Here is a 15,006-nt window from a genome sequence, read left to right as displayed (position 1 = left end):
ATTAATTGTTATATAAAGTATATGAATATATCATTCTCTTGGCTTAAGAAGTATGTAGACTTTGACCTCACTCCTGAGGAAACGGCTGAAATACTCACTTCTATAGGCCTAGAAGTGGCAGCGGTAGAGGAGAGAGAGTCGATTAGGGGTGGTCTGAAGGGGCTAGTTATCGGCAAGGTGTTGACTTGTGCTGAGCATCAAAATTCGGATCACCTACACGTTACGACAGTGGATATTGGCGGGGAATTGCCTTTGCACATTGTTTGTGGTGCTCCTAATATAGCGGCAGGACAAACCGTGGTGGTAGCCACAATCGGGACTACTTTATATAATGGTGACGAGAGCTTTACAATCAAGAAGGGAAAGATCCGTGGAGAAGTCTCGGAAGGTATGATTTGCTCGGCCGAGGAGATCGTTGTGGGCAGTGACCACTCTGGGATTATGGTACTGGAGGATGGTGTGAAGCCTGGGACACTTGCCTCGGACTACTTCGAGGTCTCTTCGGATCATGTGATCGAGATAGAGATTACGCCAAATAGGGTAGATGCAACTTCGCACTACGGTGTGGCTCGCGATCTCTATGCTTATCTTAAGACGCATGGCTACAAGACAGCCCTTCATTTTCCAGATATTCCTACGATCAACTCGTGCGACAAGGAGCCGATTGCCCTCCAGGTAGAGTCTTTGGAAGCTTGCCAGAGATATATGGGAGTGGTGATTGAGGATATGCAGGTGAAAGAGAGTCCGAAGTGGCTTAAGGTGGCACTGGAGACTATTGGTCAGCGCTCTATTAATAATGTGGTGGACATCGCCAACTACGTGCTTTTTGAGCTGGGGCAACCTCTGCACACCTTTGACCTTGCTAAGATTAAGGGCAATGAGGTACGGGTGCGACTAGCTAAGGAGGGCGAGAAGCTGGAGCTACTGGATGGCACTTCTTTGACACTCACCACTAAAGACTTGGTGATCGCTGATAATAATGAAGCCCTTTGCTTGGCAGGGGTGATGGGAGGAAAAGAATCGGGTGTGACAATGGACTCAACCTCTATGTTCTTGGAAGCAGCTACGTTCCACCCAACCTTTATCCGTAAGAGTGCTAGGAGATTTGGTCTCAATACCGATGCCTCTTTTAGATATGAAAGGGGGCTGGATCCTAACCAGTTGCCTAAGGCCCTTCAGAGGGCGGTATCGCTGATTATCGCTGAGACGGGTGGTCGAGTGACGAGCAAGGTGTATGACGTCTACCCTGTAGAGCACAAGCCTTATGCCATCACTCTTACGATGGAGAAGGTGCAATCTCTCACCGGTCTTGATATCCCTGAGAGCAAAGTGCTAGAGATACTAGAGGCTCTTGAGATTAAGGTGGTATCGAATAAAGATGGAGTACTGGAGCTAAGTGTACCTTGTTATCGCTTTGATGTCACTCGCGATATTGATGTGATAGAGGATATCCTTAGGATATATGGCTACAATGAGTACCCCGAAAAGATTAGCCTAGTGAGCACAATTAGCGTGAAGAGTCCTACCGATATGAGTGTGGACTTACAACGACGAATCAGTGAACAGCTGACGGGTGCTGGCTTTAATGAGATTCTGAATAACTCCCTCTCTAAGACTTCCTATTACCCTGAGGCGATCTCAAAGGGTGATGCAGTGCAGGTGCTCAATCCTCTCTCCAACGACCTTTCTACCATGCGTATGACGATGATGCATGGAGGCTTGGAGGTGATAGAGCATAATCTCCATAGGCAGGCTCATGGATTAAGATTCTACGAATTTGGCAATTGCTATAGAAGAACAAAAGCTGGCGAGAAGAGCGATCTACCTGGCTACCAAGAGGATTACAGGCTGGGCATTTGGATGACCGGCGATGAACTACCTATGCACTGGTGCCGAAAGGAGTATCAGCAAAGTCCTTTCGAACTGAAGGCGATGATGCTGAATGTGATGAGGCGTCTTGGTCTTAATGATAACGAGCTACTAATAGAGCCACTTACCGATTGCTCTCTCTACGACGTTGCAGAGAAGATCTCACTCCGTGGCGGTGGAGTAGTTGCCCAATGGGGAGTTGTGAGCCAGAAAGTGCTTGAACTCCATGACGTAGAGGTGCCTGTCTATTATGCAGAGCTTCAATGGAATGAGATACTGAGTAGGGTGCTCCGTAAGGAGGTGAAAGCAAAGCAGATCGCTCGCTTCCCAATGGTAAAGCGCGACTTTGCACTTCTGATAGATAAGAATGTCAGCTTTGCCGATGTGGAGAGTGTAGCGAAGAAGGCGGGCGGAAAGCTCCTTAAGGAGGTGTCGCTCTTTGATGTGTACGACGACCCTAAGCACCTAGAGGAGGGAAAGAAGTCTTACGCCGTGACTTTTGGTCTGCAAGATGCGGAGCAGACGCTTTCGGAGAAGGTGATTGAGAAAACAATGGATAAAATATACCAGGCACTTAATAAACAACTCGGTGCCACATTAAGATAATATTGTACAAGAGAAAATATGGGAAGAGCATTTGAATATCGTAAGGCTCGCAAGCTAGCACGCTGGGGAAATATGGCTAGGGTATTTACCAAGCTATCAAAGGAAATCACCATTGCTGTGAAAGCAGGTGGTCCTGACCCAGATACCAACCCTCGCCTAAGGCTTCTTATTCAGACTTCTAAGAAGGAGAATATGCCCAAAGACAATGTGGAGCGTGCCATCAAAAAAGCTACCGACAAAGACTTTACCGACTATAAGGAGGTCAACTTTGAGGGATATGCCCCTCACGGTATAGCTGTGTTTGTAGAGACTGCTACCGATAATAACACTCGTACTGTAGCCAACGTCCGTAGCTATTTCAATAAGGTCGGTGGCTCTCTAGGCACCAGTGGTAGCGTGGAGTTTATGTTTGACCACCAAGCTGTTTTCCACGTCACTAAAAAGGCAGATGCCGATATCGAGGAGCTGCTTTTGGAGCTAATTGATTACGGTGTAGAGGATATTGATGAAGACGAAGGAGAGCTAGTGATCTCTGGCGACTTTGCCTCCAATGCTGCGATACAGTCACATCTTGAGGAATTGGGATACGAAATCACCAGCTCCGAGTTTGTGCGTGTCCCTATGGACTACAAGCAATTATCTCCTGAGGAGAGAGAGGATGTGGAGAAGCTACTTGAAAAGCTAGAGGAAGACGAAGACGTACAAAATGTCTTCCACAATATGGCAGAGGAAGAGTAGTCAACGGATAGAGTGAATGGGCTAGTAAGTGGTCTATTCACGATATCATGGCGGTAATATGACTTTAGAGACCCTCGTCCAGAGATTTGAAGATAGCAGTGCTTTGAGAACGCTCTTGAAGCAGCTATCTCAGGGAGAAAAGAGTATAGCTATTGATGGCCTACAAGGTTCATCAATAGCTATTGTATTATATCTTTTGTCTCATCACCAAAAGCCACTTTTAGTGATTGCTCGTGATAGTGATGAAGCGGCCTATTTACTCAACGACTTAGAGAAGCTGTCGGGCACCGAAACGGTCTCCTTCTTCCCCTCCGCCTACAAGCGAGCCATCCGATATGGGCATAAAGACCTCGCTAATGAGGTCATTCGGAGCGAATTGATGGAGCTCCTCAGGGCTGGCGAGCAACCCAAAATCATCGTCACCTACCCTGAGGCCGTAATCGAAGGGGTGGTCGATGAAAAGACCTACGATACCGGAAGACTAGAGCTCAAGGTAGGCGATCAAATCGATAGAACTGCTCTGAGAGAAAAGCTCTGGTCGATGGGATTTGAGGAGAAGGATTACGTCTATCTCCCTGGCGACTTTGCGGTGAGAGGAGGAATTATCGATATCTACTCATTCTCCTCCGAATACCCAGCCCGCCTCGACTTCTTCGATAATGAAGTAGAGAGTATCCGTCTATTTGATCCCGAATCCCAATTGTCTCAAAGCACCATAGAGCAGGTGACTATCCTCACCTCATTTGAGCAAAACGATGTAGCGGTACAGTCTATTATCTCTATACTCCCAAGTGACCTGGTCATCTACATCGACCAAGCTGCCTTCTTAGAGAGCAGCCTTGACCAGACCTACACCACCCCACCAATCCACCCAGAGGACAATGAATTTGCCACCATTGAGGCACTTCAGAAAAGACTTCTGGCACCTCGCCAATTATTAGACGAAATCTACGCTCACCAGTGTGTGATGACTAATCCGGCTAAAGAGGTGACTAACCCCTTCTACGTACGATTCGGACAGCTACCAGAGCCGCTTTTCCACAAAAACTTCGAGCTCCTCTCTGATGCCCTTCTAAAGTATCAGGCCAATGGGTACGACACCATTATCATGAGCGATCAGGTAGGGCAACTCGAGCGGCTACAATCCATCTTTCAAGACCAAGCAAAGGGAGTGACCTTTGAGTCGATTGTGCCTACCCTTCATACCGGTTTTATCGATGATCAGCAGAAGTTGGCACTATTCACCGACCACACCATCTTTGAGCGTTATCACAATTTCAAGCTCAAGAGCGATAAGATTCGGAAAAACCGAGCGGTCATGACGCTCAAAGATATCCAAAGCTTTGAGTTTGGAGATTATGTGGTACATCAAAACTACGGTATCGCCACCTTTGGCGGACTATTTACTATTGAGCAAAATGGCAAGCAAAAAGAGACCGTAAGGCTCAACTTTCAAGGCGGAGATAGTGTTTATGTCTCTATTCACTCGCTCCACCATATCTCTAAATACAAGAGCAAGGACAATGAGGAGCCCCCACGGTTAAGCAAGCTGGGAGGGTCAGCATGGGATAATCTCAAGGAGCGAACCAAGAAAAAGGTCAAGGATATTGCCCGAAATCTCATCAAACTCTATGCCGAGCGACTAAAGGTAAAGGGCTTTGCCTTCTCCAAAGATAGCTATCTGCAAAAAGAGCTAGAGGCTTCGTTTATGTACGAAGATACCCCCGACCAAGAGCAGGCGACCAACGATGTCAAAGCCGATATGGAGCGACCCATTCCTATGGATCGCCTCATCTGCGGAGATGTAGGGTTTGGCAAAACAGAGGTCGCTATCCGGGCTGCTTTCAAAGCAGTTACCGATGGCAAGCAAGTCGCCGTCCTAGTCCCCACCACAGTATTGGCGTACCAGCACTATATGACCTTCTCCAAAAGGTTAAAAGACTTCCCCGTCACCATAGAGTATCTGAGCCAAGCCCGCTCGGCAAAAGATCGTCGGGAGATACTAGAACGGTTAGAAGAGGGTAAGATAGATATTATTATAGGCACCCATACCATTACAGGTAAGAATGTAGTTTATAAGGATTTAGGGCTACTTATCATTGATGAAGAGCAGAAGTTTGGCGTCTCCATCAAAGAGCGCCTTCGAGAGATGAGGGCACACATCGATACCCTCACCATGACCGCCACCCCTATTCCACGTACCCTCCAATTCTCCCTTATGGGTGCCAGAGACCTCTCCAATATCGCTACCCCACCACCCAATCGCTACCCCATACGTACAGAGCATATGCTCTACGATATAGAGGTATTGGCAGAGGCGATCAATGCTGAGCTAGCTCGCGATGGGCAGGTATTTTTTATCCACAATCGCATACACAACATAGGAGATATTGCTCGGGAAATAGAGCGTGCTGTCCCCGGCATTCGGATCTCCATAGCTCATGGGCAGATGTCTCCGAAGGAGCTAGAGCAGACGCTTTTGGGATTCATTCACCACGAGTCCGACCTCCTCCTAGCTACCACCATCGTAGAGAATGGCATCGACGTGCCGAATGCCAATACCATCATCATCAACGACGCACACCGCTTTGGCTTGAGTGACCTACACCAGCTCCGTGGCCGTGTAGGGCGAGGAGATAAAAAGGCCTACTGCCTACTCCTCACGCCACCCATTGAAGACCTTACCCCTAATGCCAAGCGAAGGATGCAGAGCATCACCTCCTTTTCAGAACTAGGGAGCGGTATACATATCGCCATGCAAGACCTTGACATCCGAGGGGCGGGCAACCTACTCGGGTCGGAGCAGAGTGGTTTTATCGCCGACCTTGGCTTCGAAACCTACAAACGAATACTCGAAGAGGCGGTTATGGAGCTCAAGGATAGTGAGTTTGATGAAGTATTAACCCTTCAAGGAGAACCGATCCAAAAGCGAAGCTACGTCTACGAAACTACCATAGAGACCGACGCCGAGGCCTACTTCCCGCAGACTTATGTCCCAGGCGACAACGAGCGAATCAACCTCTACCGAGAGCTTGAGTCCCTCCAAAATCCCCAAGACATTCTACACTATCGCCAGCGCCTAGAGGATCGATTCGGACCACTCCCAAAGGAAGCCGAGGAACTCCTAAAGGTGGTAGAGCTCCGCATGCTGTGCAAAGAGAGTGGCATCGAAAGAGTAACCCATAGACAAGGCTTCCTAAAGCTTTACTTGGTATCGGACAACAATAGCTCCTACTACCGAAGCCCTATCTTCTCCACCATCCTCTCCAATGCCACAGCATGGGGAAGAGACCTCCAATTTAAGGAGGAAAGCGGAAAGCGAACCATCTCTATCAAAAAAGGCATTGATACCATAGGCAAAGCATACGCAGCCCTCACAAAGCTAACCACCAAATAACTCCCATCGCCGTACACCACACCACCCCAACATGCTAGCTCACCCTCCAAAATAAGTAGCTCAGCTATATTTATTATCTTTGTAGGAGAATAATGAGAAGTAATATGAGATATATACCCCTACAGATACTACTGCTACTAACCCTACTCCTCAGCTGCAAGCCCGAGGAGGAGAGGAAGGTCATACAGCCAAATGAGCTACGAGAGGTGGGCAAACTTGAGTTGGTGGAGTATCGTAGCGAAGAGATATTCGTCATCTCCTCCGACCAAAAGAGCCTAGAGAGTATCCGCTCATTTGAGGAGGCAGCCAATTACCTCAGCAGCCTATTTGAGATAGGCGACCGCATAGGCATCTACTCCTTCGACTTCTACACCATCGCCTACATCAACCTCTACAATCTCCAAGATAGCGACCTCCAATACGATCAGGAGAACAAGTCCATCCAGCTCACCCTCCCCCCAATCGAGGTAGAGCCCATCGGGCGAGGTGGCACCCTCAAATTGCTCCACGAGCGGGTCAATGGCAATAAAAAGTCCATCACCAGTGAGGAGCGACAAAATATGCAGCGACAAGCGGTGGTACTCGCCAAGCAAAACATTCGCCCCGGCACACCCAAATATCAAGAATTAGTGACCAAGGCACAAAGCAAGGCCCAAGCTTACTTCACCAGCATCCTAAAGGCACGAGGGTACGAAGAGATAGAGATTAGATTTACACAGTCCTATGAAAAAGCGAACTAAGTGGCTTCTAGCCCTCATCATCATAGGGGTCATAGCCCTATTGCTCTTCCTTTTTCTTCCCAAAAGAGCAAAGAGCGAGAAGCAGCCCGAGATATTCCTCTCCGTAGCGAGCGACCTACGCGTGATGGTTCGGCTCACCACCATAGAGGGCGAGCGAATCGTCCCCATCACCTACAAAGGCAAAGGGGTCTCGGCATTCGGCATCGGCCACTACCGTGCACGCATCTCCTTTGATGTGGAAAATATACAGCAAGCTATTCAAGGAGATACCATCTATCTGGTACTCCCTGAGCCACAGGTGCAGATACTAGAGCACGAGGAGAATGGCTTCACCGTCTACGACGTATGGGGCAATAATATCGCCACCCGCATCTTCGGTGCCAAGCTAAGCGTCGCAGATGAAAATGAGATGAAAAGAAGAGCCATGCGACAGCTCCAGAGCGACCTCCGTCAAGATGGCACTACAGAAAGGGCAAAGGCAGAGGCAAGAGAGCTACTCCATAAAATGTTTGGCATAGTGCCAGGCACCGTTATTGTGCTCGACACTCCAGCAGCCCTTCCACCCACAGCCCAACCAATTCCATTAGACCAACCAACACTTAACATTCAGAAACAAGATGAAATACAATAGACGCAAGACTACTCCCGCCCACATTGGCAATATTACCATAGGAGGCGATGCCCCCATTGTGATTCAGTCAATGACCAATGTAGATACCAATGATATAGAGGCGTCGGTAGCACAGATTCTCCGACTAGAGCAAGCAGGTGCAGAGCTAGTACGCCTTACCGCCCAAGGCACCAAAGAGGCCAAGGCACTCGGCACCATTGAGGCAGAGATCCGAGCTAAGGGAGCCAAGGTACCCCTTTCGGCCGATATTCACTTCAACCCAAGAGCGGCATACGAGGCGGCTCTCCATGTAGAGAAGGTACGCATCAACCCAGGCAACTTCTACGATCCCGCCCGAAAGTTTCAGAAGATCAACTTCACCGACGAAGAGTACCAAGCAGAGGTAGAGGCCCTTCAATCCAATTTCGAAACCTTCCTCCGCCACTGCCAAGCCCACCACACCGCACTCCGAATAGGTGTTAATCACGGCTCCCTCTCCGATAGGATCATGAGTCGGTATGGCGATACCCCCAGCGGTATGGTCGAAAGCTGTATGGAGTACCTAGAGGTATGCCATCGCATCCACTTCCACGATGTGGTCATCTCCATCAAGAGTTCCAATCCTCTCGTGATGACCGAGACGGTACGAGCACTTATCGAGAGAATGGACCAAGCTGGCATGCACTACCCACTGCACCTAGGAGTTACCGAAGCTGGTAATGGCGAAGATGGGCGCATCAAGAGTGCTATTGGCATTGGTGCCCTCCTAGCAGAAGGGATTGGCGATACCATCCGTGTCAGCCTTTCGGAAGAGCCCGAGGCGGAGATACCAGTTGCCAAGGTACTTCTCCACTGTGTAGAGGAGTTGGCAAAAGCAACACCCCTTGATTTCTCACCCCGTTGTCAACCCTTCCGAAGCGAGGAGAAGCCACTCGTGATGATGGATGCTCACCCCTACTTCGCCCAATTACATCCAGCAGACCGACCCGATATAGAGGTGACCGAAACAACACCCTTCATCCAAATCACCGACCAAGAAGCCCTCTCGGGTGAGGTGCCAGAGTTACCAGAGGGCAAGCAATTAGTGGTACGACTTACTGGTGCAACTGCCCCCACCCTGATGCTCGAAGCACTCGATCATACCCTTTCCCTACCTTATATATTAGAAATCGATTGCACCCAGCACTCCCTTGAGGAGCTACCCACATGGTTGGGCTTCCAACTCGGTGGGGCACTGATGCGAGGGCAGTTAAGTGGTCTATATCTACGTAGACACGAGGAAGATGCTCTCGCCCTCTGCAGTATCGCATTTGGCTTACTACAGGCTTCACGCCGTCGCATCTCACGCACCGACTACATCTCTTGCCCCAGCTGCGGACGCACTCTATTTGACCTCCAAAGCACTGTTGCCAAGATAAAGGAGGCAACCAAGCACCTGCGGGGACTAAAGATCGGGGTGATGGGCTGCATCGTCAATGGACCTGGTGAGATGGCCGATGCCGACTATGGCTATGTAGGAAGTGCACCAGGAAAGGTGGACCTCTACAAGGCCAAGGAGCGCCTCAAAAGGAACATCCCACAGGAGGAAGCGGTGAAGGAATTGATCGAACTGATCAAAGCACACGGAGACTGGAAGGACCCAGAATAACCTTTATATCATAATGAGACAATGGAAATAAAACAACTACCACTGCCAGGACTACAATTAGTAAGCACCAAAAGATACGACGACGAGCGGGGATACTTTATGGAGGTCTTCAAAGAGGCCGAGCTCGCGGAACAACTCACCGACCACCCCCACTTTATCCAAGATAATATGAGCTGCTCACACCGTGGTGTATTCCGTGGTATGCACACCCAAGCAGCACCAATGGCTCAAGCTAAGTTGGTACGCTGTGTATCGGGTCGCATCATCGACTTTGCTATGGATATAGACCCCACTTCTCCCACATTTGGAGAGGTCTATGGCGTAGAACTCACCCCTGAGAGTGGCCTAGCCCTCTATATCCCCAAGATATATGCACACGGTTTTTTGGCACTAGAGGATAATAGCAGAGTACTTTACAAGGTCGATGCCCCCTACTCCCCTAGCCACGAGCGGGCATTCAACTACCAACACCCACAGCTCATATCTGAGCTCCAAAAGTACCTCCCTCTCGACCAACTCATCATCTCCGACAAAGACAAAGCCGCTCCCACCCTCCACAAGTAGCCACGGTAGTATCCCAAAAAGTGTGTAAGGCAAAATGCCTCTTTGAACTGCAAATGTACTTATTTTTTTCGCTTTGCTTCCCATAAACAACAAAGATAGACCAAGAAAGAATTAAGGCAAGGCTGTCGTAGCGCAGCGGAGACACCGCCTTGCCGTATTCTTTTTGGTTGATAGCTTTGTGTTGGGAAGTAAAGCGCATCTCGTTATCTTTCTGAATGTTATCGCTTTTTCAGACCACCTATCAGATCGCCTATTCGTCTCCCTAAATATGAGGAGTTAAGGGCGATACTTCCTACCAAATGAAGTGCAGAATCAACACTTGGAAAGGCACATTTATAGGTTGCTCCCTTCTTTATTTGCCGATTAAAACGTTCGATCCAGTTGGTGCTATGGATATACCGTCTCACGACTACGTCATATTTCAGGTAGGTAAAGTAATAATGTATCCTTTCTCCATCAGCTATTTTTGAGAGGAATGGATAGTGCTCTTGCCACTCTTTGGCAAACTTCGAAAAATCCTCAACTCCGTCTTCAACAGTACGTTTGGGGTCGTTTTTACGAAACACTTCGCTCAGCTTGGAACTGATGGCTCTCTTGTCTTTAGGGCGAACTCTATTACAGATCTCCCTCTGAAGGTGAACACTACAGAGCTGCACCTCCACTCCAGAGAAATGACGCTCAGCCACCTCTTCAATATTGTTTAACCCGTCGGAGACAATAAGACCAACCTTCTCTAGTCCACGTGACTTTAGGTCATCAAAGAAAGCATTCCAAATACCACTTCCTTCCGTGGGGTTGTTGTACACTCCAACGATATCTCTACGACCGTCTGCATCCAAGCTCATTACAACAAAGAACGCCTCCTTGCTAACGCTATCTCCTCGCCTTACTGGGAGGTATGTTGCGTCAATCATAAGTGCTTCCAGCTCACTTGGAAGTGCTCTTTTACGCCATTCTAGGACAGCCTTCTGCGTGGAGAGAGCAAGACGATTTACTTGGCTCGTGCTATAACTTTTGCCATACAAACGCTCAAAAACACCTGAGATGTCCTTCATCGTATTACCACAGCTATAGAGGTAGCTCGCAACCTCTCCCATCTCTTTCTCTTGCTCTTTTAATACCCCTAAAATAACGGGCATAAAACCACGCTGACGTGTCCGGGGAACTCGCAACTCAAGCATATTGCCACTCGCAAAAATACGACGACCTCGGTAGCCATTACTGACATCTCCGGTATCTTCCTTGTAAAGTTCGCGCTCCCCTTCCATCACGATCTCCACAACTAGCTCCATCAATCCCTTGACCCCTTGCCCTTCAATTATAAAGTTTGAAAGAATTTCCTTAACTTGCACTCGTGTAAGTCTCATACTAATGTCTATCAATTTTGTTATTAATTCACAACTTTACAAAGATAGCATTATTGGGGCTTACACACTTTTTAGGGACAGTATCGTAGCCACCAACAGTCGGATTTAAGAAGGACCTCCTTGGAGGTCCGATTTGTCGTAGCTGTAAGTTTGCAGGTAGCCCGGGCGAGTTTATCGAGCCCGCCAAAATCAAACAAAAAAAGTTAAATTCAAATGCGTAGATAAAGGGTATATCAAAGATGAAATAGCCAGTAAAAATAGTCTAATAGCGAGACTAATGTCGTATCTTTGTTGTAGAAAGATAGCCATTAGTCGATTAGGTGAGAAACCTTAATACCGTAGCGAGGTCATAGAACCTATTGGGGGCAGTAAGGACACCTAATCACGCTGTTGGATACTATATAGATTGTTAGGATTTCACTCCTATTTACAGCTTGAGTACAAACAGCTATCGTTCGACTAATGGCTATCTAATCACTACATGTACAAAGTTATGAATAAAAAATTATTTGTGGGAATTGATTTCTCAAAAGAAACATTTGACGCAGCTATCCTCAAGGTATCTGAAGAGAGCTCTATTGATCCAAAGATCATTGGTAATGAGCAGTTCAAAAACGATGTGCCGGGTTGTAAGCGATTTGTAAAATGGCTGAATAAGACTTGTGCATTGTCTGGCGACTATTCCTCTGTTCTCGTAGGTGGAGAAGATACAGGTAACTATAGCATCACGCTGCCTAAACAGCTTTATGTGCTGGGGATTGATTGCTCCTTACAAAATGCTTATTCGATCAAATGTGGTAGTGGCAAGATTGTTCGCGACAAGACCGATAAGATAGACGCAGAAAAGATCGCTTACTACTTCTATCGCTTTCGCGATCAGATTAGGCTCTATAAGCCCCTATCTAAGGATATGGAGAGCTTAGAGAGACTTTATTCATACCGATATGGACAGGTGAGAGAAAGAGCGCGATTGAAGTGTCAGATAAAAGAGTATAAGCATATTCTTAAGTCAGAACCCAATGATGAGACGCTAAAGTTCATGATCCAACGCTTAGAGAAGCAGGAGAGGTTTCTGAAGAAAGAAATCAAAGCTATTGAGGCTAAAATGGTGGAAATCATCAAAGCCAATGAGGAGCTTAATGAGATCCATAAATGCCTACTGAGCATACCAGGTATCGGGAAGATCACAAGCCTTCTTTTGATCGTTGTTACTCGAGGGTTTACAAGGTTCGATAACCCCAAGCAACTTGCCTGCTTTTTAGGGGTCTCTCCACACCCGAATCAGTCAGGTACATCCGTCCAAAATGGCAATCATAGGAGTTGGTTTGCCGACCCTTATTTTGCAAGTCTTTTACATATGGCGGCACTCTCTGCGAGCAGATTCAACTCGAAGTTCATAGACTACAAGAAAAAGCTGAAGAGCAAAGGCAAGCCACATTTGCTCATTATGAACAACATCAAAAACAAGCTACTTACGGTTGCCTTTACAATCGCCACGAGAAGGACCAAATTCTATTCTGATTATGACGCAAAACGAGCATAGGTCGAAATAACACTTTTTAACCATATAAATTTGGTGGTGATCATAGATTGCCCCCATTCGAGGCTCGTAGAGCCGATGAAGGGGGGTAAATAAGGCGGAGCAAAAATCACGACCCCTTGTGGGTCGGACAACCCACTCTAGGATTACTTGTGATGTCCTAGACCCTAAAGTCCGACCCACAAGGGGTCGATATTGTGTATTATACATTCTTTCCCCCGGTCGTTCGGGCTACGCCCTCCGACACGGGGGCTACAACAAATCGGACCTCTCCGAGGTCCTTATCCCTTTGTCTAGTACAAGTAATAATATAAGGAAAGCAGCTTAAGTTGATGCCTCTAATGCGTAACCCTTGGGGTCGTAAGGGCGTTTTGTATACACATTCAGGAAAGTAAGGTCCATAGTGTCTACATTTTCAGGAATAGCGAATAATTGGTGTACACTATATCAGGAATCCCCACATTAGGTTGGCGATTAAAAGGGGTCCTACAACAACCCCATATTCCGCACGCGTGCGGAATAGATTCCGTATGCGTGCGGAATACGTTCCGCAGGGCTACGGAATAAGGGCTTAGTAGGAAAGGGGTGTAGCAACACTATTCCTCACACAATAATTATCTTGGAATGGGCTCATGTTTGGATAGCTCCGCATAAAATGCTAAATTTGTCCATAATCAAAACTAAAATAGAAGGGGGAAAAGGGGCATATTAATATGGAAGACCAAGCAGGTATTATCCGAAGTATCCTAGATACAGACCTATATAAGTTTAGCACGAGCTATGCCTATGCTAAGCTTTTTCCAAGGGCAAGGGGTAGATTTGCCTTTGTAGATAGGGCAAATACTATTTACCCAAAAGGGTTTGCGAGCAAGGTGGAGGAGCAGCTCCACAAGATGACTTCTCTACGGCTAACGGATGAGGAGGCAGATTTTCTCAGTCGTGAATGCCCTTACATTCCGCCATTTTATATTGACTACCTGCGGGGCTATCAATTTGACCCACGGGAGGTAGAGGTTTGCCAAGATGAGGAGGGGCACCTCCATATCACAGCAGAAGGGCTGCTCTATAGGATTACTCTTTGGGAGACCCCTATCCTAGCCATTGTCTCGGAGCTCTATTATCTTGTGACTGGGCAGGAGCCCGACTTGGAGCATGTGCGTAAGGTGACGATAGAGAAGGCTCAGATCATGAAGGAGCACAAGCTACAGGTATCTCTATTCGGCATGAGACGTCGATTTAGTGCCGAGGTGGAGGATACGGTAACGCAACTTCTGAAAGAGCATGCTGGCGAAAGCCTTTATGGCACTAGTAACGTCTACTACGCCATGAAGCACCACTTGAGAGTGACTGGTACACACCCACATGAGTGGGTTCAGTTTCACGCTGCGATCTATGGCTACAAGATGGCCAACTATATGGCGATGGAGGATTGGATCAATGTCTATGACGGCGACCTCGGAACGGTGCTCACCGATACCTATACCACCGATGTCTTTATGCAAAACTTTAGTAAAAAGCATGCGATGCTCTTCACCTCGATGCGACACGATAGTGGCGACCCTTATGCGTTTGTAGAGAAGGCGATTAAGAGGTACGAGGAACTGAAGATCAATCCGATGCTGAAGTACATTGTATTTAGTGATAGCCTCACTATCCCCAAGGCAGTGGAGATCAAGGAGTATTGTGCCTCTCGTATCCCAGCCACCTTTGGTGTGGGCACCAATCTCACCAATGATGTGGGCAATGATACGGTGCCAAGAAACATTGTGATGAAGCTGATCGGTTGCCAAATCTCTCCCCGACAGAAGTGGCACCACTGTATTAAGCTATCGGATGTAGAGGGCAAGCACATTGGCGACCCCGAGGAGATAGAATTGGCACAGAGGACTCTCGGAATTAAGCAATGAACTAGAGCAAAATAATAAAT

The 15,006-nt window shown here is 47.7% G+C and carries 10 protein-coding genes; 9 read left to right on the top strand and 1 reads right to left on the bottom strand.

Going from position 1 to position 15,006, the window contains the following annotated elements:
* Positions 1-21 precede the first annotated feature (21 nt).
* The 7 genes from pheT (at position 22) to rfbC (ending at position 10,172) form a co-directional block, all read left to right on the top strand.
* The gene (gene pheT, locus MWL85_RS02130; RefSeq protein ID WP_244401236.1) at positions 22-2,475 is read left to right on the top strand and encodes a phenylalanine--tRNA ligase subunit beta; all 2,454 of its coding nucleotides are present in this window, start codon (positions 22-24) and stop codon (positions 2,473-2,475) included.
* 18 nt (positions 2,476-2,493) lie between these two features.
* The gene (locus MWL85_RS02125; protein ID WP_018028803.1) at positions 2,494-3,213 is read left to right on the top strand and encodes a YebC/PmpR family DNA-binding transcriptional regulator; all 720 of its coding nucleotides are present in this window, start codon (positions 2,494-2,496) and stop codon (positions 3,211-3,213) included.
* 58 nt (positions 3,214-3,271) lie between these two features.
* Positions 3,272-6,610: a transcription-repair coupling factor gene (gene mfd, locus MWL85_RS02120; RefSeq protein ID WP_244401235.1), complete on the top strand. Its 3,339-nt coding sequence runs from the start codon at positions 3,272-3,274 to the stop codon at positions 6,608-6,610.
* Positions 6,611-6,714: 104 nt separating this feature from the next.
* Positions 6,715-7,350, top strand: coding sequence for a DUF4230 domain-containing protein (locus MWL85_RS02115; RefSeq protein WP_244401234.1), 636 nt, complete (start codon positions 6,715-6,717; stop codon positions 7,348-7,350).
* Positions 7,334-7,981: a DUF4230 domain-containing protein gene (locus tag MWL85_RS02110; protein ID WP_244401233.1), complete on the top strand. Its 648-nt coding sequence runs from the start codon at positions 7,334-7,336 to the stop codon at positions 7,979-7,981. The genes MWL85_RS02115 and MWL85_RS02110 overlap by 17 nt, the downstream gene beginning before the upstream one ends.
* Positions 7,968-9,608 (top strand): (E)-4-hydroxy-3-methylbut-2-enyl-diphosphate synthase, encoded by a 1,641-nt coding sequence (gene ispG, locus MWL85_RS02105; protein ID WP_244401232.1) that lies wholly within the window; start codon positions 7,968-7,970, stop codon positions 9,606-9,608. The genes MWL85_RS02110 and ispG overlap by 14 nt, the downstream gene beginning before the upstream one ends.
* A gap of 21 nt (positions 9,609-9,629) precedes the next feature.
* Positions 9,630-10,172 carry a dTDP-4-dehydrorhamnose 3,5-epimerase gene (gene rfbC / locus MWL85_RS02100; protein WP_244401231.1) on the top strand — a complete coding sequence of 181 codons (543 nt, stop codon included), beginning with the start codon at positions 9,630-9,632 and terminating at the stop codon, positions 10,170-10,172.
* Between the two features lie 218 nt (positions 10,173-10,390).
* Here rfbC and MWL85_RS02095 read toward each other — a convergent pair whose 3' ends face one another.
* Entirely contained in the window at positions 10,391-11,539 is a 1,149-nt protein-coding gene (locus MWL85_RS02095; RefSeq protein WP_244400406.1) for an IS256 family transposase, read from the bottom strand.
* 493 nt (positions 11,540-12,032) lie between these two features.
* On the opposite strand from MWL85_RS02095, the gene MWL85_RS02090 reads away from it, so the two are divergent.
* Together MWL85_RS02090 and pncB are read left to right on the top strand one after the other, a co-directional pair.
* Positions 12,033-13,082 carry an IS110 family RNA-guided transposase gene (locus MWL85_RS02090; RefSeq protein ID WP_244400173.1) on the top strand — a complete coding sequence of 350 codons (1,050 nt, stop codon included), beginning with the start codon at positions 12,033-12,035 and terminating at the stop codon, positions 13,080-13,082.
* A 710-nt stretch (positions 13,083-13,792) separates the two neighbouring features.
* Positions 13,793-14,986 (top strand): nicotinate phosphoribosyltransferase, encoded by a 1,194-nt coding sequence (gene pncB, locus MWL85_RS02085; RefSeq protein WP_021902943.1) that lies wholly within the window; start codon positions 13,793-13,795, stop codon positions 14,984-14,986.
* Positions 14,987-15,006: the final 20 nt, after the last annotated feature.

It is taken from the genome of Porphyromonas somerae, assembly GCF_022845615.1.
GTDB classification, from domain to species: Bacteria; Bacteroidota; Bacteroidia; order Bacteroidales; family Porphyromonadaceae; genus Porphyromonas_A; species Porphyromonas_A somerae.
Note: the sequence above shows the minus strand (reverse complement) of the source record. Positions and strands in the feature narration are given on the sequence as shown.